Annotated in this window: 19 protein-coding genes and 3 pseudogenes; 12 read left to right on the forward strand and 10 right to left on the reverse strand. The window is 71.4% G+C overall.

The features are described from left to right. Nucleotides 1-52: 52 nt before the first annotated feature. Nucleotides 53-667, reverse strand: a complete 615-nt coding sequence (locus tag B073_RS0115785; protein ID WP_018539055.1) for a short chain dehydrogenase — start codon at nucleotides 665-667, stop codon at nucleotides 53-55. Between the two features lie 214 nt (nucleotides 668-881). Between B073_RS0115785 and B073_RS0115790 the strand changes: the two genes are divergently transcribed. Both B073_RS0115790 and B073_RS0115795 read left to right on the forward strand, forming a co-directional pair. After that, entirely contained in the window at nucleotides 882-1,589 is a 708-nt protein-coding gene (locus B073_RS0115790) for an alpha/beta fold hydrolase (RefSeq protein ID WP_026247416.1), read from the forward strand. Between the two features lie 99 nt (nucleotides 1,590-1,688). Further along, nucleotides 1,689-2,051, forward strand: coding sequence for a 5-carboxymethyl-2-hydroxymuconate Delta-isomerase (locus B073_RS0115795; protein ID WP_018539057.1), 363 nt, complete (start codon nucleotides 1,689-1,691; stop codon nucleotides 2,049-2,051). A gap of 221 nt (nucleotides 2,052-2,272) precedes the next feature. Here B073_RS0115795 and B073_RS0115800 read toward each other — a convergent pair whose 3' ends face one another. After that, the gene (locus B073_RS0115800) at nucleotides 2,273-3,028 is read right to left on the reverse strand and encodes a glutamine amidotransferase-related protein (RefSeq protein WP_051094021.1); all 756 of its coding nucleotides are present in this window, start codon (nucleotides 3,026-3,028) and stop codon (nucleotides 2,273-2,275) included. A gap of 112 nt (nucleotides 3,029-3,140) precedes the next feature. On the opposite strand from B073_RS0115800, the gene B073_RS0115805 reads away from it, so the two are divergent. The 5 genes from B073_RS0115805 to B073_RS0115825 all read left to right on the forward strand — a co-directional run bounded on the left by B073_RS0115805 (nucleotide 3,141) and on the right by B073_RS0115825 (nucleotide 8,649). After that, on the forward strand, nucleotides 3,141-4,040 hold the full coding sequence (locus tag B073_RS0115805; RefSeq protein WP_018539059.1) for a LysR family transcriptional regulator: 900 nt from the start codon (nucleotides 3,141-3,143) through the stop codon (nucleotides 4,038-4,040). Between the two features lie 104 nt (nucleotides 4,041-4,144). Further along, a complete protein-coding gene (locus B073_RS42785; RefSeq protein WP_018539060.1) occupies nucleotides 4,145-5,389 on the forward strand; it encodes a TrmH family RNA methyltransferase in 1,245 nt (414 codons plus the stop codon). Between the two features lie 352 nt (nucleotides 5,390-5,741). Beyond that, nucleotides 5,742-6,404 carry a hypothetical protein gene (locus B073_RS0115815; RefSeq protein ID WP_018539061.1) on the forward strand — a complete coding sequence of 221 codons (663 nt, stop codon included), beginning with the start codon at nucleotides 5,742-5,744 and terminating at the stop codon, nucleotides 6,402-6,404. A 480-nt stretch (nucleotides 6,405-6,884) separates the two neighbouring features. Next, nucleotides 6,885-7,649: an NUDIX hydrolase gene (locus B073_RS0115820; RefSeq protein ID WP_018539062.1), complete on the forward strand. Its 765-nt coding sequence runs from the start codon at nucleotides 6,885-6,887 to the stop codon at nucleotides 7,647-7,649. Between the two features lie 229 nt (nucleotides 7,650-7,878). Beyond that, nucleotides 7,879-8,649: a dienelactone hydrolase family protein gene (locus tag B073_RS0115825; protein WP_026247419.1), complete on the forward strand. Its 771-nt coding sequence runs from the start codon at nucleotides 7,879-7,881 to the stop codon at nucleotides 8,647-8,649. Nucleotides 8,650-8,720: 71 nt separating this feature from the next. On the opposite strand, the pseudogene B073_RS49280 reads toward B073_RS0115825, so the two are convergent. From B073_RS49280 to B073_RS0115840, 4 genes and pseudogenes are all read right to left on the reverse strand, one after another. After that, nucleotides 8,721-8,894 (reverse strand): annotated as a pseudogene (locus B073_RS49280) (MetQ/NlpA family ABC transporter substrate-binding protein); the annotation flags it as partial. A gap of 73 nt (nucleotides 8,895-8,967) precedes the next feature. Then, nucleotides 8,968-9,108, reverse strand: a pseudogene (locus tag B073_RS49285) (MetQ/NlpA family ABC transporter substrate-binding protein); the annotation flags it as partial. Between the two features lie 145 nt (nucleotides 9,109-9,253). After that, the gene (locus tag B073_RS0115835; protein WP_026247420.1) at nucleotides 9,254-9,700 is read right to left on the reverse strand and encodes a hypothetical protein; all 447 of its coding nucleotides are present in this window, start codon (nucleotides 9,698-9,700) and stop codon (nucleotides 9,254-9,256) included. Between the two features lie 315 nt (nucleotides 9,701-10,015). Next, nucleotides 10,016-11,305: an aminotransferase class I/II-fold pyridoxal phosphate-dependent enzyme gene (locus B073_RS0115840; RefSeq protein WP_018539066.1), complete on the reverse strand. Its 1,290-nt coding sequence runs from the start codon at nucleotides 11,303-11,305 to the stop codon at nucleotides 10,016-10,018. 875 nt (nucleotides 11,306-12,180) lie between these two features. On the opposite strand from B073_RS0115840, the gene B073_RS40085 reads away from it, so the two are divergent. Then, complete coding sequence (locus B073_RS40085; protein WP_237550638.1) at nucleotides 12,181-13,059, forward strand: DUF6424 family protein; 879 nt, start codon at nucleotides 12,181-12,183, stop codon at nucleotides 13,057-13,059. A 121-nt stretch (nucleotides 13,060-13,180) separates the two neighbouring features. Here B073_RS40085 and B073_RS0115850 read toward each other — a convergent pair whose 3' ends face one another. From B073_RS0115850 to B073_RS0115860, 3 genes are all read right to left on the reverse strand, one after another. Next, entirely contained in the window at nucleotides 13,181-13,528 is a 348-nt protein-coding gene (locus B073_RS0115850; protein WP_051094019.1) for a hypothetical protein, read from the reverse strand. A gap of 169 nt (nucleotides 13,529-13,697) precedes the next feature. After that, complete coding sequence (locus B073_RS0115855) at nucleotides 13,698-14,402, reverse strand: VC0807 family protein (protein WP_063740881.1); 705 nt, start codon at nucleotides 14,400-14,402, stop codon at nucleotides 13,698-13,700. A gap of 177 nt (nucleotides 14,403-14,579) precedes the next feature. Further along, nucleotides 14,580-15,512, reverse strand: a complete 933-nt coding sequence (locus B073_RS0115860; protein ID WP_018539070.1) for an NAD(P)-dependent oxidoreductase — start codon at nucleotides 15,510-15,512, stop codon at nucleotides 14,580-14,582. A gap of 109 nt (nucleotides 15,513-15,621) precedes the next feature. Between B073_RS0115860 and B073_RS0115865 the strand changes: the two genes are divergently transcribed. After that, nucleotides 15,622-16,221, forward strand: coding sequence for a TetR/AcrR family transcriptional regulator (locus tag B073_RS0115865; protein ID WP_018539071.1), 600 nt, complete (start codon nucleotides 15,622-15,624; stop codon nucleotides 16,219-16,221). Between the two features lie 84 nt (nucleotides 16,222-16,305). On the opposite strand, the gene B073_RS0115870 is transcribed toward B073_RS0115865, so the two are convergent. Further along, nucleotides 16,306-16,743 carry a MarR family winged helix-turn-helix transcriptional regulator gene (locus B073_RS0115870; RefSeq protein WP_026247422.1) on the reverse strand — a complete coding sequence of 146 codons (438 nt, stop codon included), beginning with the start codon at nucleotides 16,741-16,743 and terminating at the stop codon, nucleotides 16,306-16,308. A gap of 192 nt (nucleotides 16,744-16,935) precedes the next feature. Between B073_RS0115870 and B073_RS0115875 the strand changes: the two genes are divergently transcribed. From B073_RS0115875 to B073_RS0115885, 3 genes and pseudogenes are all read left to right on the forward strand, one after another. Beyond that, entirely contained in the window at nucleotides 16,936-17,205 is a 270-nt protein-coding gene (locus B073_RS0115875) for a GlsB/YeaQ/YmgE family stress response membrane protein (protein ID WP_018539073.1), read from the forward strand. A 229-nt stretch (nucleotides 17,206-17,434) separates the two neighbouring features. Continuing rightward, the gene (gene otr(A) / locus B073_RS0115880) at nucleotides 17,435-19,405 is read left to right on the forward strand and encodes a tetracycline resistance ribosomal protection protein Otr(A) (protein ID WP_018539074.1); all 1,971 of its coding nucleotides are present in this window, start codon (nucleotides 17,435-17,437) and stop codon (nucleotides 19,403-19,405) included. 307 nt (nucleotides 19,406-19,712) lie between these two features. Next, nucleotides 19,713-20,010: pseudogene (locus B073_RS0115885) on the forward strand (helicase); the annotation flags it as partial.

Raw genomic sequence — 20,010 nt, forward strand, 5'->3', positions numbered from 1 at the left:
TCGGATATTTGCCGGTCCGGGCCGGGTGCACCGCCGTGTCCCGTAACGGCGTTCAGCCCTTGCGGGCCTCCGGTGTCCCCGGCTCGGCGACGCGGCCACGGTCGGTGCCCTGCAGCAGCTCGACATAGGCGCGGACGACCTCGGCAACGGGGGTGCCCGCCGCCGTATCGCGCCCGATGGCCCGCAGGGTCTCCGAAATCCACCCGGGGCTCACGGCGTTGAGGCGGATGTCGCGCGGCATCTCTTGCGCCGCAGTCCGAACGAATCCGGCGAGACCGGCATTGACCAGGGCGGTGAACGACATACCGGGCTCGCCGAACTCGAAGATGCCGCTGGTGAGGATGACGGATCCGCCGTCGGTGAGGTACCGGGCGGCACGGCGGGCCAGCTGGACCTGGCCGAGCAGCTTGGCGTCGAGGCCGGTGAAGTAGTCGGCGTCGGACGGGGCGTCGATCCGGGAGATCGTGCCGCTCGCCGCAACCGCGACCACGGCGTCGACGGGGCCGAGCGCGGCGAACAGGGCATCGATGGAGGCGGGGTCCGCCAGATCGACCTTGACGGAGCCGCTCCGGGAGGCACGGATCACCTCGTACCCGGGATGCGCTTCCAGGGCGTCGGCGAGGGCGGAACCGATGGTGCCGGTGGCGCCGATGATGACGATCTTCATGGACGGTCTCGCGATCAGTCGGGTGGTGAGTTGAATGGGGGTTGAGGTGGGTTGAGTTGGTTGAGTTGCGTGGGGGATTTGAACGGGTGGTTTGAGTGGTCGTGAGGTGGTTCGTCACGGAGGTTCATCTCGGGGTTCATCTCGGGACCCCAATTCCCGGGGTGGCGGCGGGCGTTGCGGGGCCATTGTCAGTGGTCTCCGTTACGTTGGCCACATGACGGAATTCGTGCTGGTTGCCGGTGCGTGGCTGGGGTCGTCGGCGTGGGAGGAGGTGGTGCCGCAGCTGCGGGCGGCCGGGCACGGCGCGCGCCCGGTGACGCTGTCCGGTCTGGCGGAGAAGCGGCGTGTGCCGGCCGGCCAGCAGACTCATGTGCAGGACATCGTGGACGCGGTGGAACGCCAGGCGCTGCGGGATGTCGTCCTGGTGGGGCACAGCTACTCCGGCATACCCGTCGGGCAGGCCGCCGAGCGGATCGGCGACCGGCTGGCGCGGGTGGTGTTCGTCGATGCCGGCGTCCCGCACGACGGGGAGTCGTTCGTGTCCGGCTGGCCCGAAGGGCGGGCCATGGTGGAGGCGTCGATAGCCGCGAACGGAGGGTTCTGGCCACCGTTGGGCCCTGACGACTTCGAGGGTCAGGGGCTCACCGGCGAGCAGGTGGCCCGGCTGGTGGCCGGCGCCACGCCTCATCCCGGTGCCACGCTCACCGAGCCCGCCGTGCTGTCGCGTCCGCTCGGCGAGCTGCCCGCGACGTACGTCAAGTGCCTGCTCGACGGCCCCGAGCCGACGCCTGACGTGGCCGCGCTGCTGACCGGCGAGCGGTGGCAGCTGGTCGAGATGGACACCGGCCACTGGCCCATGTTCTCCCAGCCGCAGGAGCTCGCCCGCGTCCTCCTCGACGCGGCCGAGCGCCCGGGCGTGTAGCACCCCACCGCGTGAGGGCGAGCACGGGGGCTCGGCGCATCCTGTCCGGTGCATGGCGGAAAATGGTTGCATAGCGAAGGCGCATCCGAGAGGTCCCCCATGCCCCACATCACCGTCGACTACTCCGCACAGCTGGCCGGCGTCTTCGACCGGCAGGCATTTGTGCGGGAGCTGCATCCCATGGTGCTCGAAGGGAGCGGCTCGGCGGGTGTGTGCAAGACCTTCTTCCGTCCGGCGGCGAACACCTACGTCGGCGACCGGGAGGGCGAGCGGGTGGCCTTTGTGCATGTGACCGTCGGGCTGCTGCCGGGGCGCCCGGACGAGCTGAAGGGCCGGTTGTCGGAGGACGTACTGGCCCTGCTCGGCAAGCATCTGTCCGGGGACGAGGTGCATGAGGTGGTGTCCTCGGTGGAGGTACGGGACCTGTCCGGGTCCTACCGGCTGCACCACTCCTCACGGTGAGGAGCGCCCGCCCGTGACTGCCTCCCCGCCCGCCTCTCACGCAGCGGTGGCGGCCTGGACCGGGCCGTCCACGCGTAGGGCGGCGAGTGCGGCCTCCGGGACGGGGGCCAGCGGGCTGCCTGCGTGGGCGTGCGGCACGGTGCATGTGCGGAGCCAGGCGCGGAGGAGCGTGCGCAGAAGAGCGCCTGGCCAGGCGGATCCAGTGGATCCAGGGTGCGGGTTCATCGGGTTCGGGCGTGGTGGACGGCGGCGGTGGCCAGGCCGGTGATCAGGGGGTGGGCGCGGGTGCCGTCACCGTCCAGTTCGGGCTGGAAGAGGGTGGCGAGGAAGAACGGGTGGCCGGGCAGTTCGGCGATGCGGACCTCGCCGGCGGCGTCGGTCCCGGTGAAGGCCAGTCCGTGGGCGCGCAGCAGGTCCAGGTGACGGGGGTTGGGGGCGTAGCTGCAGTGGTAGCGGGCCTGGGCGCGCTCGGTGCCGAGCAGACCGGCCGCGCGGGAGCCGGGGGTGACGTCGACGGTTCCCTCATGGCCGGCCAGTGAACAGGCGAGCGGGATGAGCACCGCGTCCTCCTCGGCGAGGTGCGGGTCGTTCTCGGCGTGGCCGGCGCGGGTCAGGCCGCAGACGTTGCGGGCGAACTCCACCAGTGCGTGCTGGAAGCCGGCGCAGGTGCCCAGGAAGGGGATGCCGGATTCGCGGGCCGTGCGGATCGCGGCCAGGACGCCTGCCTCGCTGCGGTAGGGGCTGCCCGGCAGGACCCAGATCGCGTCGAAGCCGGTCAGGTCCTCGTCCGCGTCGTCGGAAGGGATCCAGTAGGCGTCCAGGTCGAGTCCGTCGCGTGTGCTGAGCGCGTCGAGGAGGCCGGGGATGCGGTTGTGCGAGCGGACGGCTTCGGAGCGGTCGCCGACGAGGGCGAGGCGGGCCAGGGGTGCGGGGTGTGCGGTGGATGTCCTGTCGTTCAGATCGTTCATGTTGTTCATGTCGTTCAGGGCGTTCATGGCAGTCATCCTGCTGCGCATCGCAGCATCAGGTCCAACGATGATTCGTGCACTACGGATAAGTGTTTCTGATGCAGATGCGATACTGCGCTGCATGGATCCGCATCTGCTGCGCACCTTTGTTGCGGTTGTCGACCAGCGCTCCTTCTCCGGTGCCGCGGCGGCGCTCGGCTACACCCAGTCCGCGGTCTCCCAGCACATCGCCGCCCTGGAAACCGACTTGGGCACCCGGCTGGTCGAGCGCCGGCCGGTGGCGCCCACACCGTCCGGAGCGCGCTTGATGGAGCACGCCCCGGCGCTGCTGCTGCGGTTGGACGCCGCCCGTGCGGATATCGCCCGGCTGCACCAGGCCCGGCCCACCCGGCTGACCCTGGCCTGCTCGCCGGCGGCCCTCGCCCCCACCGTGGCGCAGGCCCTCGCCGAACTGCGCGCCGCCACCCACGCGCTGGAGCTGGAGGTGCGGGTCATGGGCCGGGAAGCGGTGCTGGCGGAGGTGGTCACCGGAGATGCCGACGCCGGATTCGTCGACGGTGCCGCCGCCCCCAGCGATCCGCTTCCGATGCCCGATCTCGGTCCCACCGCCAACCTCGCGGTGGCCGAGGAGGCGCTGGCGGTGCTGTTCCCGCACGGCCATCCCCTGGCCCGGCGCCGTGCAGTGCGGCTGACCGATCTGTCCCAGGCACAGTGGATCGACGCCCCCGACACCGCCGTCCCCCTGGACCGGCTGCGGGCCGTCTGCCGCACCGAGGGATTCGGGCCGCGGATCCGTCACCGCGGCACCGATCTGCACGGCCTGGCGGCCCTGGTCGCCGCCGGGCACGGTCTGGCCGCACTCCCGCTGTCGGTGGCGACCACCCTCCCGGGCGTCGCCGCCGTCCGCGTTTCCGCACCCCGCCTGGTTTACCGCACGGAACTCGTCCATCCCGTCAACCCCACCGCTCCGGCACGGAAGTTGGCCGAACTGATCACCGAACGGACTGCGGCTGACGCCTGACGCCCGACACCCGACACCCGAGGGTCCCAAACCCTCACCGGGCCCGCGCCACCGGTCGAGAATTACGGCGCCCCCTCGCGGTCGTCCCACTAGCCTGACCGCTCATGGAACCCATCGATACGATCAAGAATCCGCTGATCGTCACGGCGAGATCGCTGGCCACCCGTGGCGGCCGGGACGCCGCCGGTCTCTGCCTGGTCGAGGGAGCGGGCCTGATCCGCCAGGCCCGGGCCGCCGGCGCACGCCTGGCGTATGTCTTGACGTCGGTGGACGCCGCGACCGGCGAGCCGTGCGAACCATGCCTGTACGACGAGCTCAACGACGCCCGGGTGCCCGTCCACACCGTGCGCGAGGGGCTGTTGCGCAAGATCACCGGAGGCGCGAAGCCGGTGGACTGGCTGGCGGTCGCCCATCTGCCGGCGCCGGTCCAGGCGTCCGAACCCTACGGTGACTTCGCCGTGGTGTGCGAGCGGATCGCCGACCCGGGGAACCTGGGCACCATCGTGCGGACCGCACGCGCCCTGGGCGTACGGGACGTCGTGCTCACGGACGAGGCGACCGATCTGTCCTCCCGCCGGGTCGTCGACGCATCCCGCGGCAGCGTGCTCGACTGCCGCGCCCGCCGGTTCGCCGACCCGGCGACCGCGGTGGCGGCGCTGCGCGCGGCGGGTTTCCAGATCGTGGTGACCAGTCCCCGCGGGACGCATCTCCAGGCGATGGCGCCGCTGCGCGGGCAGCGGCTCGCGCTCGTGGTCGGCAACGAGACCGAGGGTGTCAGCGAGGCCGTCCAGGCACAGGCGGACCTGGTCGTGCAGATCCCGATGGCCGGCGCCGTGGAGTCGCTCAACGTCGGAGTGGCCACCGGCATCAGCATCTACGAACTACGGATGAGGATGATCCTGACCATGTTGACCGACCGCATCCGCGACACCCTCGGCCGGAATCTCGGGGTGTCCGCAACCCTCGTCCGACAGGTATTCGACGCCGAACTGCGCCGGATCGGCGACCTGGACAGCTCCCAGGCGGTGCTGTTGATGGTGCTCGCCTGCGAACAGCGCACGCCGCTTGATCAACTGGGCCGCGATATCGGTGCCGGGTCGACGGAAGTGCGGGACGTGGTAGCGCCGTTGCTCGACCGCGGGTATGTCGAAACCGTCGCGGACAACCCTGCCGACCTCACCCTCACTACCGAGGGCAAGCAGGCCATCGCCGCGCTGTGGGCCGTCCAGGAACGGGTCGAAGACGCCCTCTACGCGGGCTTCAGCGCAGCCGAACGCGACCAGTTGCAGGGCCTGTTGCGCCGGGTTCAGGACAACGCGCTCCGCTTGGCGCAGACCCCGGACGACTGAAACGGCACCGCTCCGCACACGCGGGACGTACGGGTCGCACGCCTGAACGCCTGGGGAGCCCAGGCCACCTGATGTCTGCCCGGAGCACCCGCCGGGAATCGGTGGCGCGTTGCCCCGGCTTTCGCCAAGGCACCAGCCGCCGCACGGCTTCCGCGGGCATCCGCGCCGGTTCGGGCACTTCCAGTCAGCCGACGGTCCTATGCCCGAAGCATCTCCCACAGTCAGGGATCGGCCTTCGATACCAGGTCACGAGTCGGTCAGTTCGTCACGGCAAGGCCGTCCCCTCTCCCGCCTCACGGTCGTTGGGCGTATGGTGACTGGAATCTCATTCCCCCGTGAGGTTAGGAAACACATGACTGAGTCCGTTCTCCATCAGACCATCCAGAATCTCGAAGGCGTGCTGCCCGAGCTCGAAGAGCAGGAGCGGCACCTTCGCAACCAACTCGACGCCGTGGTGAAGCAGGCGAATTCCGCCCGCAGCGCCCTGGAAAACCTTCGCGTGCTGACCGGCACCGACCACTCCGACAGGCAGCCCGTGGCCGCCGGATCGGCCTCCGCCGAAGTGTCGGTCGATGCGACTGTCGCCGAGGCGGCTCCGGCGCAGGTTGCGGCCGAGCCCGAGGCGGCGGCCGGTGCGGAGTCCGCCGCCGACGCGTCCGTCGTTCCGCAGCCGCGAGCTGCGACGTCGCCGCGTACCAAGCGCCGCCCGGCGAAGAAGGCGGCCGACAAGAAGCCCGCGGCGGCGAAGCCCCGGGCGAAGAAGGCGGCCACCAAGCGTGCCGTCGCGGCCAAGCAGCCGGCCGCGGCGGAACAGGAGTCCGGCAGCCTGTTGGACGCCGCGCTGGAGGTGCTGAAGAAGGCCGGCGAGCCGATGCGGCCGCGGGACATCAACACGGCACTGGGCCGGGAGGCCACCCCGGGTCAGATCGAGTCCGTGCGCAACACTCTCGACCGGGCCGTGAAGAAGACCGACCTGGTCACGCGCCCGGGTCGGGGCACCTACGCGGCGGCCTGACGCCGCCGGACACGGCGTGGGTGCGGGCCTGCCGCGTGGATCACCCCACCGGCGGGCCCGCACGCCCAGCAGCCGCTTCCCAGTCCGGTACTCGGCGCGCCGGCCCACGCGCCCTCAACGTGCCGCCAACCCACAACTCCCCTACGAGACAGCCCAGTTGGACATCCCCGAGGGTTGAGTTCCCGCACGGGCCGGCGCACAACCCGGCGCATTCCCGGCACGCCCCGCCCGCCTCTCCTCACCCGGACGGCGGGCGTTCCGACGGCACGCCTCGGCCTCAAGCACGCCGTAAGAACGCCGTCACGACGGCGCGGTGCGCGATCCTGTGGGCATGCTGTTGCCGCTCTTCGAGATGGTCTCCGGTTTCCGCAGGCACGGTGCCGGCCTGGAACTTCCCCGTCGGTTTCGAGGCGCTGATGCCCTCGCCCCCGGGCGGGCGGCGGATGCGGCCGGACAACAGCAGCGTACGGAGGTGCGGTCGTGACGGTGTCGTCCTCGGGTGCCACTTCCGGCGCGGAGGTGCTGGAGGTGCGGCGGGTGCGCCTGGTCGAAGTCCCCGCGCCGGGGTTGTCGTCCGACGAACGGCTGGTCATGGACCGTGCCTGGGACGCGGCGGTGCGGGCCAATCCGAGCCTGTTCGACGGGCCGGTGGTGGCATGTGCGGAGCTGGCACGGGAGGGAGCCGACGGAGTGGTCGTCTCCTGGGTGCGGACGACCTACCGGCACTACGCCCTGCGCCGGGTCCCGGGCGCCACGGCATGGCTGGCGGGCCTGTTCGTCGCCGTGGTGCAGCCCACGGACGACGGGCGGGTGGTGGTGGGTCGGCAGTCCTCGTGGACGGCCGCGCCGGGGCGCTGGCAGCTGCCCGGTGGGTCCCTTGAGCCGCCCGCTCCCCATGTGGCGCTCGATATCGACACGCTCCGTTGGTACGCCGCCCGGGAACTGGCCGAGGAAACCGGGCATGAGGCGGCGCCCGAAGATCTCAGCCTGTGGCTGGTCACGCGCGGGGTCCGCAGAAGTGTCGGGGTGCTGTTCCGCGCGCCCGTCCGGCCGGCGTCATGGCTGCTCGAACGGCATGCGGCACTGGCCTCGTCGGAGACGGCACAGGGCCGCGCCCCGGAACTGGACCGGATCGGCCTGGTACGCACGCCGGAGGAGCTGGCGGACCTGGGCGGGCCGTGCGTGGACTATCTGGCGCCGGTGGTCTGCCGGTACGCGGAGACGGTGTGGGGAGCGGGTGCCTGACGGGTCCCGACAGCGCCGTTGCTTCCCGATGGCGGTGGCGTTCCGTCACCTGACGCTACGTCAGCCCGGCTTCGCCCGGGCAAGGGCGGCGAGAACTACCCGGCCTCCCTGGGCGGAAGTTGTCCGAGGCAAGGGGATACCGTGTGGAGGTCCGTCGGCCGTGAAGGCGGCCGGCGGGTGGGCGGCCGCTCGTGGAGCGTCGCCCGGATGCCTGAGGAAAGGTGTGAAGATGACCAACGTGCATGGTGAATCGATCGACCTCCCCACACCGGACGGGACCGCCGACGCCTATCTCGCCCATCCCGACGACGGCGCTCCGCACCCCGGAGTCCTGCTGTACATGGACGCCTTCGGGGTGCGCCCCACGTTGCAGGAGATGGCCCGGCGCCTGGCCGGACACGGTTACACGGTCCTGGTGCCCAATGTCGTCCACCGCGCCGGGCGCGCACCGGTGGTGGAGCTGCCGGAACACATCGACGTGGCCGAGCGGCCCGAGATCTTCGCCAAGCTCAGCCCGATCCTGCAGGCCCTCACCCCGGACATGGCGATGCGGGACGCCGGTGCCTACCTCGACTGGCTGGCCGCGTCTCCCCTGGTCACGGACGGTCCGGTGGGCACCACCGGTTACTGCATGGGTGGTGTGCTCGCCATCCGTACCGCCGCGGCGTACCCGGACCGGATCGCGGCCGCGGCCGCCTTCCACGCCGGCCGGGTGGTCACCGATGCCGAGGACAGTCCGCACCGGCTCGCCGACCGCATCACGGCGGAGCTGTACTTCGGTCACGCCGACGAGGACGCGTCGATGACGGCCGAGCAGATCAAGACACTGGAGCAGACACTGGACGCCGCCGGGGTGCGGTACCGCAGCGAGCTGTACGAGGGCGCCCACCACGGGTACACGCAGGTGGACACCGCCGCGTACCACGCCGAGGCGGCCGAGCGGCACTGGCGGGCATTGCTGGAGCTCTTCGGCCGGACGCTCGGAGGCACCCAGGACTGAGGCGCCCAGAACCGAGACGCCGAGAACGAGGCAGGCGGCCGTCCGAAGCGAACGGCCGCCTGCTTCAGCGACCGGTCCCGGTCGTCCGCGGCGCGGGCGGCGATGACGTTGAGGTAGGGGCGGGTCTCGGGGCTGTGTGGATCGTCCTTGAACAGGGCGGTCTCCGCGCCGATGCCGGAGAGGGCGGCGACGCCGTCGTTGATGACCGCGGCGTCCACGTCGGCGAGCAGCCGGGGCGTCTGCTGGGCGTTGACGGGGGGCGAAACACAGGTGGTGGGGGTTGGCGCTGATGTCGTCGGCGGTGGCGTAGAGGCCGGTGCCCGGCTTCAGTTCGCTCCGCTTGGCGCGGGCCGGCAGTCGCAGGGCACGGCCTTCGTCGGCGGGGTCGTTGGGGTGGGCGATGCGTGCGCCGTCCGGGAGGTCGGCGAGCCGCTTGGCCTTGTTGGCGTACAGGCCCATGGGGACGACGGTGGTGGGGGCGAGCTACACGATGTCGGTGTTCGCCACCTACGGTGCGACCGGCCTCGGGAGCGAACAGCCCTACGAGGCGGGCCGGTTGAAGTGAACCACCCCCGTGGCACGCGTAGTACCGGCGCTGCCGCCGTCAGCTCCAGAGCTGTGTGGTGACGACGCGGGGCGTGCCGGCCGGCCGGTCGGCGGGGTAGGTCAACGTCACCCGGGTGTAGTGCCGCTGCCCGGAGTGCCCGGGCCGGACCTGCGGGTTGTCGAGACGCACCCGGACCGGGTAGCCGTGGAAGTGGCCTGCCGCGCAGTACGGCAGGCAGTCGTTGACCATGTCCGTGCCGACCGCCACTGCGGACTCGGACGTCCAGTGCGACCAACGCAGGGACTTCAGGACGTTGTTGCCGTCGCCGCAGGCGAGGATGAAGGTGCCGGGGCGCTCCTGGGCCTGCCCGGCACAGTCGACGACCGCCACGCGGCCGGTGGTGGGCGGCGTGGCGGCCGCGGAGACGGAGGCCGGTGCGGTGGCCGCCGCCAGCGCCGCCCCGGCACAGACCATGAGTGCTGCCGTTGCCCTGTGAACTCGCATAACCGCTCCTCAGCCGCTTCGCACGGGTGGACCTAGGACACCGGCTGCGACGCAGGGTGCGGTCGCCGTCACGGCCCGAACACGTCCCCGCGGGGCTGTCGCTGCCTCTCTCTGCGGAGCAGGCTACGACCGCCGGACCCGGCGGCGCCACCCGGACCGGCCGGACCTGGCGCCCTTCCGCAGCGTGCGCCGCCAACCACCCAGCGTGCCCGGTCACATAGTGCCCACGCCGTCACCCTCTCGGGCACGGCCGGCTTCCTCCCGATCGTCCCGGGGCGACGCACCGCCGCGGAAGCCGACCGCAGCCCCGGCCGCTCAGGCCGGCATGTCGGGGGACGCCAACAGCCGCTCCACCGCGGCGAGTTCGACGCACAGGGCCAGGCCCTCCAGCGCGTCGAGCAGTTCGTCGGGGCCGGGGTAGCTGGGCGCGAGGCGGATGTTGCGGTCCCGGGGGTCCCTGCCGCGCGGGAAGGTGGCTCCGGCGGGCGTCAGCGCGATGCCCGCGTCGCCGGCCAGCTCCACCACGCGCGCCGCGCAGCCGTCCGGAACGTCCAGGCTCACGAAGTAGCCGCCCCGGGGCCGGGTCCAGGAGGCGATCCCGGTGCCGCCGAGCCGCTTCTCCAGCACGGTGTCGACCAGCTCGAACTTGGGCCGCAGCACGGCGGCGTGCCGGTCCATATGGGCGTCCACGGCGGACGCGTCGGGCAGGAAGCGGGCGTACCGCAGCTGGTTGACCTTGTCGGGTCCGATGGTCCGCTTCGAGAGGTGGCCGAGCAGCCAGGAGACGTTGGCGGGCGAGGATCCGAAGAAGGCGACGCCGCTGCCGGCCATGGTGATCTTCGATGTCGAGCCGAAGACGAACGCCCGGTCGGGGTGGCCGTGCTCGGCGCACAGGCCGAGGATGTCGGCGAGGGGCTCGTCCTCGCCCGTCACGCGGTGCACGGCGTAGGCGTTGTCCCAGAATATGCGGAAGTCGGGGGCGGCGGTCTCCATCGCGGCCAGGCGCCGCACCGTCTCGGCGGAGTAGGTGACCGCCGTGGGGTTGCTGTACTTCGGCACGCACCAGATGCCCTTGACCCGCTCGTCGGCGACGAGGCGTTCGACCTCGTCCAGGTCCGGGCCGGTCCCGGTCATCGGCACCGGGATCATGTCGATGCCGAGCTTCTCGCAGAGCGCGAAGTGCCGGTCGTAGCCGGGCACCGGGCACAGTACGGCCGTGCGGCCCTCCCTCGGCCAGGGCGCGGTGGACCCCGGTACGCCGAACAGCACGGCGTCCACCATGCACTCGTACATCAGCTCAAGGCTGGAGTTGCCGAAGGCCACCAGCTGCTCGGCCGGCACCTGGAGCGGCCCGGAGAAGGTGGCCCGCAGTTCCGGCAGACCGTGCAGACCACCGTAGTTGCGACAGTCCGTACCGTCCTGGGCAGTGTGGTTGTCTTCACCGGGCAGCCCCAACAGGGGCTTCGACAGGTCCAGTTGCTCGGCGGACGGCTTGCCGCGGGTCAGGTCCAGGCGCAGGCCCCGGTCCTTGAGGCGCCGGTGCTCGTCGCGGAGCGCGGTGCGCCGCTCGGACAGCTCGGCGTGCGTGAGTGCGGTCAGTTCCATTCCTCGTCCTTCCTCGTCCCTTTTCGTCCGTCCTCGGTCCGCCGTCGGCCGCGGCGGGCGCGGGGCAGCGCCCACCGTAGCCGAGCGGATCCTGACCACCTGCCCATTTCCGCACGTCCGATGCGGACCGGATGCCTGGCGCGGTGTGGCGGGGCAGACACCCGGCCCGCTGCAATCACACCGCGACGGTCAGGCCCGCGCGGCCCGAGTCCATGATGTGGACGTCAAGGCGTCACGCAGGGCGGCCCGCCAGTGTGCGGTGGTGCGGCGGGCCAGTCCTGTATGCGGTGCGTTGGCGAGGTTGCCGCCCGCCAGGCCGCACGGCACCGGAAATGGCTCCCGCACCACACCTCGCTGCGCGCGGAACTCGCCCCCGCAAAGGAATCACGGGAGCGGTCCCGAGCCCGATTGCTGCGCCTCGGCATACTGCACGAATGCGCCCATGCCGAGTTCTGGTGATCGATCGCCCGCCGATCCGGACCGACTGGACGATCCCCTTTCCTGAACCGCCACCGCACGAAATTCGCGAGCCGGTCGTACCACCATTGCCGACCGCTATCACCATTTACGGGAAATCGAGACACGGCGATGCGATTAACAACACTCCCCCGAATTCGCCGCGGAGCGTCGCCATTGCCTTCCCCACCAGGCAGCAACTACCCCGCGTGACACCGCAGTCGCCGCCAGAGAGGGCGGAAGAGTCCGGTCCGGGCGGGGCGAACAGCGGTAGCATCTCCTGTAGAGGGTGACTCAATTCTGTCGCCACACTCCGGGAGTTGGCGCAGGGCGAGCGGCTCGGCGATCCGCTTCCCCCTTTCTCTCCGTGTCTCTCCGCTTCGCTCCGTGCGCCTCCCGGCCCTCGGATGGAGAGCACCATGAAGACCCCCACAGGGAACCAATCCAGCACAGGGAACCAAACCACGGCAGGGAACCAAAACCAAACCGCAGCGGATTCCCACACCGAGCACGAAAACCACCCATGGACGATATCCGTGGCGGACCACCCCCAGCGCACCGACAGCCCGCGCTACAAAGCCAGTCGCACGTTGATGCACAAGCTCGTCGACACCACCGGTGACTGGACGTTCTCCCCCGGTCCGTATCAGGACCACCACGGCGGCGGTGTCTGGGTCAAGGACCACAACGGGTGGATGTGCCTGTTCCTGCCGCTGGGCATCGAGTGGTCGGCGCAGTTCTGCGCGGACCCGGCGAAGGTCGACCAGGTCCGCCAGTTCGCGGCCCGGGTGGTCGCGGCGTTCCCCGACACGCTGCCCGGCTATGCGTCGTTCGACTACCACGACGGCGAGGAACTCCTGAACACGCCGATCCAGTCCGCCGAACAGGTCGCCAACTGGACGGACTCGATATTCAACGCCTCGGTGCCGCTGCCTGCCGGGACCCACTCCGGAGTGCTTCCGACGGCGGCCGGCTACCACCACTACCCGAAGCCGATCGTGGACATCGACTACTTCCGCTTCGACGACTTCAACCTGTTCGTCGAGGACGGCAACGGCCTGTCGGTGGCGGTCGTCCCCGTCGCCCCGCGCGGTTCCGGCGACGGCCGGGTGCGGGTGCTGGCCGCCCACCCCGACTCGCCGTACGCCAAGCGCCTGGTCACTCCCAGCGGCGGGCACCGCCCTGAGATGACCGGCGAAACCGAGGGCCCGGCCGTCAAGGCGGACGGTGCGGTCCTCCCCGCCGGCGACGCACTGGCCCAACAGGCATTCCGCCTGCAGCAGCCCATGCCCGCATAGCACCACCCAGGGGTCCGAACGACCCACGCAAGGGCCGTGATCCGCGCAAGGGCCCGTACGCAACCGCCGGCGAGCCCCCAGTAGGCCCCGCCGGCGGATGATCGATCGTGGTGTCTGCGGCTCAGTCGGCGTCGACGCGGAGGGAGCCGAAGCGCTTCAGCTTCTTGTGCGTGCCGGGGCCGAGTTCGGCCACCGGCTTTCCGGCACAGTGCCGCCCGGCGTAGAAGTGGGCGGTCTTGCGGACCAGGGAGAGGTTGGAGGTCAGGCCCTTGCCGGCGATGGTGTAACACTGGCCGGGCTCGGGCTGCTTGAGGACATCTGCCTTCCCGTCCAGGTGGGTGTAGGTGATCATGCCGAGGTCGGCCGCACCGGCGGCCGCCGCCGACATCATGACCGCGCCGACCGCGAGCGAGAGCGCCGCGCGCACACGTCCGCGCAGACGTCGACCACCACGTACGACTGAGTTCATCAGGGGCTCCAGTTGAGGGGGGAGCGGGTTGTCGACGAGTCCAACGACGGACCGGCCGCACCGTGACGGCTGCCGTGTCAACTCACCCGCTCCGCACTCCTCCACCGCCCCGCTCCGCCGACCTGCGTCGGAGGCTGCACGTCCGGGTCACGCCCGGGTCACCCCCGGGTCACGTCCGCACCGCGTCGTGCGCCACGCGGACCGGCGCCTCGGAGGCGACCGGCGGCCGCAGGCCGAACAGCGGGACGCCGTACCGGTCACGGAAGACACGGTTGCGGCGCACCGTCAGTGCCACCATCGCGCCGAGAATCGCAAAGGACTGGATCTTGCCGATCACCGGCACCAGGTCCACCGGCAGTGCCAGTGCGGCCACCGTGCTCAACGCGGCATCGAGCAGTTGGGCGCCGCCCCACAGCATGGTCAGCCCCCGCAACGCCGCCCGGAACTCCGGGAGTTCATGCCAGGCGCGCTCGGCCGCCGACTTGCCCGCGGAGCCTGCCAGTCGGCGCCCGAAGTGGTACGCGAAGGGCCGGGCGGCGAACAGGCTGCTCAGGATCCACAGCCCCAGAACGGCGGGGAGGGCCGCATCCTTCAGCAGCAGGAGCCGGGGGCTGCCGCCGATCGCCGACAGTCCCGCGGACACCGTCAGCAGCGCCACCACGAGAAGATCGAAGACGTCGACGCGACGGCGCACCAGGGCGGTGACCAGTGCATGCACGGCCGGGAGCACACCGCTCAGCAACAGCGCCTGCCACTGGGTGACGTCCTGCGCCCGCAGCACGTAGTACAGGACAAGCGGTAGCACGATGTTGACGGTCAGCGGTACGCCCAGGGCGCGCCCCCGCTGCGCGCCCTGCCTGTCCTCGGTTTCCACGACGGCCTCCAACGGTCCGGCGCCGGGCGGTCCGGCGCTTCGGTGACCTGTACCGACGCTAGGAGCCGGGCGGGTGGAGAGGCATCGGCCCGCGGGCCGGACTCGTCGGACCGGGCCTCCACCCGCCCGCTCCACCGCCGGGTGGAGAACCGCCGGGCCCGGGGCGGCGGGTGCCGGTCAGCCCTCACCGCCCTTCTTCATCAGTTCCAGCAGGCTGGAGAAGCTGTCCCCGCCGTGTCCGGCCTGGACGCCGCGCCGGAAGAGTTCGACGACGGTGGCGGGCAGCGCGGTGTCGACGCCCGCGTCGGCGTTGGTGTGCAGGACGTGTTCGACGCTGGCCAGGCCCATGGCCAGGCGGTCCACGTCGCCCTGGTGCCGGCCCGCGTCGATGCGCTCGGCGTAGAAGGCGAAGAAGCCCGGCAGGGACTGCGCGGTCTCGGTGGCGTGCGGGAGGATCTCGGACGCGGGGAGACCGTTGGCTTCGGCGAGGGCGAGGGCCTGCCAGTAGCCGAGCATGGAGGTCCAGAACATCACCATGCCGATCTGGTAGTACAGCGCCGCGAGTCCGGGGTCCTCGCCCCGGTAGTCGGTCCTGCCGGTCACCACTTCGAGCACGGGTCGGTGGGCGTCGAACACCGCGCGCGGTCCGCTGTAGAAGGTGGCGGACTCCGGGCGGCCGATCCCGGACGGCGGGACGGTGACGCCGCCGGTGAGCTGGACGGCTCCGTGGCCGGCGGCCCAGCGGGCGGCGGCCCGGGCCTTCTCGGGCGTGTCCGAGCTGAGGTTGACCAGCACCCGGCCCGCCAACGCGGCGGCGGCCGGCTCCAGTACGGCGTACATCGCCGCGTAGTCCGTGAGGCTGAGGATGACCAGCTCGTTGGCGGCGAGGGCCTCGGCCACACCCGGTGCGAGGGTCGCACCACGGGCCACCAGGGCGTCGGCGCGGGCGGCCGTGCGGTTCCAGACGGTGACCTCGTAGCCCTGGTCCAGATAGGCGCCGGCCATCGCCTGCCCCATCGGCCCGAGGCCGATGACGGTGACCGACCGCCGGTCGGCGGCCACGCCCGTCGCGGTGTGCACGCCGGTGCCGGTGCTCATGTTGGTGCTCATGGGAAATCCTTCCGCCCCTCACTAAAACGAACGCTCTACTTAGCGCGTACCGAGAACGTACCACACCACTAGAACGAGCGCTCTACTCAGCAGTCGGTACGGTGGCACCATGCAGACCAGCACCCGGGACCGGATCGTCACCACCGCAGCCCGCCTTCTCCAACGGCAGGGCTATGTCGGCACAGGCATCAAGCAGATCGCCCAGGAGGCGCAGGCCACCCTGGGCTCCGTCTACCACTTCTTCCCCGGCGGCAAGGAGACCGTCGCGGTCGCCGCCATCGAGCACAGCAGCCGGGAATTCGCCGCGCTCCTGAAGAGCGCGCTGGACGCGGAGGACGATCCGGCGGCGGCGGTGAACGCCTGCGCCGGTCAACTCGCCGAAGAACTACGGGAGTCGGGCTGGATCGAGGGGTGCCCGGTCACCGCGGCGGCACTGGAGACACTCGGGACGGACTCACCGATCCAACAGGCATGCGCGGCGGCCCTGCGCGACTGGGAACAGCTCGTCCGCGACAAGCTGCTGCGCAGCGGACTGCGCGCCCAGGACGCCGGGGAACTGGCCACCACCATCATCGGCGCCCTGGAAGGCGCCGAGGTCACCGCGCAGGTCACCCGCAGCGAGGAACCCCTGCGCACGGTCGGCCGCCAACTGGCGCGCCTGGTGGGCACGTACGAACGGTCCGCTCGGCCTGGGAGCGAGCGGGACTGAGCCCGCGCGGGGCCGCAACGGCGTGCCCGACGACGGCCCGGGCTCAGGCCGGGGCCCGCCCGAGGGATCGGCGGGGCCGTGGCGTCAGAGGCTGTCGCCCAGCCGCTCGATCAGCGGGGCGGCCGCCTTCAACGTCGCCAGCTCGGCGCCCGTGAACTGCTCTCCCAGGGCCTTCGCCAACTGCCTGGCCCGGGCGTCCCGCTTGTGCCGCAGCACCTCGACGCCGGCCTCGGTCAGCGACATGATGATCCGCCGGCCGTCGTGCGGATCGCGCCGGCGCTCGACGAAGCCGCGCTCCTCCAGCACGCCCAGGGTCGTCCCCATTGCCTGGGACGTGATCTGCTCGGCGCGGGCCAGCTCGGCCGCCGTGGCCGGGCCGCCCCGGTCCAGCCGCGCCAGCGCGGCACGCTCGGGCAACGAGAGATCGCCGGGTGCCTGGAGCCGGCGCAGGCGCCTGGCCAGCAGCCCGATGCTTCCGTAGAGCGCGCCGGCCACGTCCTCGGCGTCCGAGCCCTGAGTCATGGTCATAAGGCTAGGTTGAGCAGGTCAGGCAATCAAACGAGGTTGACGGACGTACCGGGCTCGTGCATACCCGGCCGCCCGCGCCTCGCCCCGTCACGCGTTTGCAGCAGGCCGGCGTGAAAGCCGTCGCGGCGGGAACCAGTCTTTACGCATCGAGAGAATCGAAAGAATCCCTGCGGAGAGGCTGCGGACATGGGAATTCTCGCCTGGGCTCTGATCGGCCTGATCGCCGGTGCCATCGCCAAGGCTCTGATGCCCGGCAAGGACCCCGGCGGCTGCCTGATCACCATGCTGATCGGCATCGCGGGCGGCCTGCTGGGCGGCTGGCTGGGAAAGGTGATTTTCGGGGTCCACTCGATCAACGGCTTCTTCCATCTGTCGACGTGGCTCGCCGCCATCGTCGGCTCCCTGATCGTCCTGCTCCTCTACCGCCTCACCCTGGGCCGTCATCACGGGCGCTGACCGCGCGTCCGAGCGAGCGCACACCGCCACCGCAGGGGCCGGGGCCGGAACGGCACGACGCCGACCGCCCCCGCGCGCGGACCGGGAAATTCAGTTGCCGGTGCCGCCATGAAGCCACCAGGATGTCCGCCGGCCGATCGTCCACAGAGCGGGAGCACCACCATGCGCCGATTCCTCGAAAACCCCCAGCGCCCCTACCGGACGGTGACTTTCGAGGACTTCGGCACCCATGCACATCCAGCACACCCTGAACATCGGCATCCTGGCCCACGTCGACGCGGGTAAGACCAGCCTGACCGAGCGCCTGCTGTTCGACACCGGCGCCATCGACCGGCTCGGCAGTGTCGACGCCGGCGACACCCAGACCGACACCGGCCTCATCGAGCGGCAGCGCGGCATCACCGTGCGCTCGGCGGTGGCCTCCTTCACGGCCGGCACCACGCAGGTCAACCTGATCGACACCCCCGGGCACTCCGACTTCGTCGCCGAGGTGGAACGCGTTCTCGGCGTCCTGGACGGCGCCGTGCTGGTGCTCTCCGCCGTCGAGGGAGTCCAGGCACACACCCGTGTCCTGATGCGGACCCTGCGGGACATGCGGCTGCCGGTGCTGCTCTTCGTCAACAAGATCGACCGGCTGGGCGCCCGCGACGACGCCCTGCTCGCCGACATCCGGCGCAAGCTGGCCCCGCACCTCGTCCCGATGACGACCGTGCGGGAGCTCGGTACGTCGTCCGCCCGTGTGCTCTCACCCGCGCTCAAGGACGACCCGGAGTTCCGCACCCGGGTCGCCGAGGCCCTGGCCGAGATCGACGACGCGCTGCTGGCCCGCGTCGTGGACGGCCCGTACCCGTCGGCCGACGAGCTGCGCGCCGCACTCGCCGCGCACACACGGAACGGCACCACCCATCCCGTCCACTTCGGCTCGGCGCGCAGCGGAGCGGGCATCGGTGCGCTGGTCGACGGGATCACCGGCCTCCTCGGGCCGGCGCCCACCGGCGGCGGCGCGGCTCCGGACGGTGCGGCGCCGCCGCGCGGCACGGTCTTCGCCGTCGAGCGCGAACCGTCCGGCAGGAAGACCGCCTATCTGCGCCTGTTCACCGGCACGCTGGCCGCGCGCCAGCGGGTGGCCCTCCACCGCAACGGCCCGGACGGCGCCCCCCTGACGCACCACGGTCAGATCACCGCCCTCCACGTCGTCGGACGGCGCCAAGGAGGCGGCGGCGCACGGCAGTTGACGCCGGGCAACATCGCGAGGATCGGCGGTCTGGCGGAGGTGCGGGTCGGCGACCGGCTCACCGATCCCGCGGGCCGGGACGACGACCCCCGCCCGCCGCGCTTCCCCGCCCCCACCCTCCGGACGCTGGTCCGCCCCCGGGACGCGGCGCCCGGCGCGGCGTCCCGGCTGCACGCGGCCCTCCAGCACCTCTCCGAACAGGACCCCCTCATCCACGCCGGCGCGGGCCCGGACGGCGCCACGACGGTCCTGCTCTACGGCGAGATCCAGAAGGAGATCCTTGCAGCGACCCTCGCCCACGACTTCGGGATCGAGGCCGTCTTCGAACCCACGAGGACCGTCCTTCTGGAACGGCCGGTCGGCGTCGGCGAGGCGTCCGAGGAGATCGGTCGGCGGGTCCCCGGCCCGAGCGGCTTCTGGGCCACGATCGGGCTGCGGGTCGAGCCCGGGCAACGCGGTTCCGGCGTCGCCTTCCGCTACGAGACCGAGCTGGGCGCCCTCCCCCACGCCTTCCACACCGCCATCGAGGAGACGGTGCATTCCGCGCTCCGCAGCGGCCCGCGCGGCTGGGCGGTCACCGACTGCGCCGTCACCCTGACCCGCTCGGGCTTCGTGGGCCCGCTCAGCACGGCGGGCGACTTCCGGGGCCTGACCCCGCTGGTGCTCCGGCGTGCCCTGGCCGACGCCGGGACGCAGCTCTACGAGCCCTGCCACACCTTCGACGTGGACATCCCCCTCGACACCCTGCCGGCCGTCACCTCGTGTCTCGCCGCGCTCGGCGCGGACCTCGTGGAGACCGCCGGCGGTACGACGTCATGGCTGGTCAAGGGCATGATCCCGGCCAGTCGGGTGCGCGCCGCCGAGCACCGGCTGCCGAGGCTGACGCGCGGCGAGGCGCTGTGGTGGTCCCGGCCCGACGGAGACCGGCCGGTCGGCCGCCCGGCCGCGCGGACCCCGGGACGCTGACCCGCGGCCCGAGCGCACCGCACGACGACGGGAATCCCTGCACGGCCTGGTCGCCGGCCGCACGCCGGCGACCAGGCAGGAGCCGGGGAACCCACCAAGAACCCGGGGAGTCAGGAATCAGGGAAAAGAAAAACCCCGTCGCATTGCGATGCGATCGAGGTTTGACAACCGGGGGATTTCTCCGCGTATATTGAGCGTTTGCGTGTGACGAGAAAGCGACTCTAAGGCTTAGCCAAAGCTAAATCGCAACCCAAACTCTCACTGCTGCACAGCATATTCGAGCGGAGTTGAATTGTCAAACGAGGAATTGCGTAAGGAGCAGGAATTCGTGGACCTGCTCCACGAACGCCTCGACGCCCTGCGGTCCGGGGCGCGGACGACCATGGACGAAGCCCTCCCGCAGGCCGGGGGCACGTTCCAGGCACGCCTGGAACGTGATGTGCTGGTCGCCGAACAGGCCGAACTGCTGGCCGGCTTCGAGGCCGGGGAGCACGGACTGTGCTTCGGCCGACTGGCCTTCCGGGACGGCCGCGACCACCACATCGGCCGGATCGGCATCCGGCGCGACGACGTCGACCGCACTCCGCTGGTCATCGACTGGCGGG

The organism is Streptomyces sp. MspMP-M5, from assembly GCF_000373585.1.
Lineage (GTDB): Bacteria > Actinomycetota > Actinomycetes > Streptomycetales > Streptomycetaceae > Streptomyces.

Bases quoted from the DNA above. Each gene is read 5' to 3' on its own strand.
- B073_RS0115785 (WP_018539055.1), bottom strand. From the start codon at position 667: ATGAAGATCGTCATCATCGGCGCCACCGGCACCATCGGTTCCGCCCTC.
- B073_RS0115790 (WP_026247416.1), top strand. From the start codon at position 882: ATGACGGAATTCGTGCTGGTTGCCGGTGCGTGGCTGGGGTCGTCGGCG.
- B073_RS0115795 (WP_018539057.1), top strand. From the start codon at position 1,689: ATGCCCCACATCACCGTCGACTACTCCGCACAGCTGGCCGGCGTCTTC.
- B073_RS0115800 (WP_051094021.1), bottom strand. From the start codon at position 3,028: ATGAACAACATGAACGATCTGAACGACAGGACATCCACCGCACACCCC.
- B073_RS0115805 (WP_018539059.1), top strand. From the start codon at position 3,141: ATGGATCCGCATCTGCTGCGCACCTTTGTTGCGGTTGTCGACCAGCGC.
- B073_RS42785 (WP_018539060.1), top strand. From the start codon at position 4,145: ATGGAACCCATCGATACGATCAAGAATCCGCTGATCGTCACGGCGAGA.
- B073_RS0115815 (WP_018539061.1), top strand. From the start codon at position 5,742: ATGACTGAGTCCGTTCTCCATCAGACCATCCAGAATCTCGAAGGCGTG.
- B073_RS0115825 (WP_026247419.1), top strand. From the start codon at position 7,879: ATGACCAACGTGCATGGTGAATCGATCGACCTCCCCACACCGGACGGG.
- B073_RS0115835 (WP_026247420.1), bottom strand. From the start codon at position 9,700: ATGCGAGTTCACAGGGCAACGGCAGCACTCATGGTCTGTGCCGGGGCG.
- B073_RS0115840 (WP_018539066.1), bottom strand. From the start codon at position 11,305: ATGGAACTGACCGCACTCACGCACGCCGAGCTGTCCGAGCGGCGCACC.
- B073_RS40085 (WP_237550638.1), top strand. From the start codon at position 12,181: ATGAAGACCCCCACAGGGAACCAATCCAGCACAGGGAACCAAACCACG.
- B073_RS0115850 (WP_051094019.1), bottom strand. From the start codon at position 13,528: ATGAACTCAGTCGTACGTGGTGGTCGACGTCTGCGCGGACGTGTGCGC.
- B073_RS0115860 (WP_018539070.1), bottom strand. From the start codon at position 15,512: ATGAGCACCAACATGAGCACCGGCACCGGCGTGCACACCGCGACGGGC.
- B073_RS0115865 (WP_018539071.1), top strand. From the start codon at position 15,622: ATGCAGACCAGCACCCGGGACCGGATCGTCACCACCGCAGCCCGCCTT.
- B073_RS0115870 (WP_026247422.1), bottom strand. From the start codon at position 16,743: ATGACTCAGGGCTCGGACGCCGAGGACGTGGCCGGCGCGCTCTACGGA.
- B073_RS0115875 (WP_018539073.1), top strand. From the start codon at position 16,936: ATGGGAATTCTCGCCTGGGCTCTGATCGGCCTGATCGCCGGTGCCATC.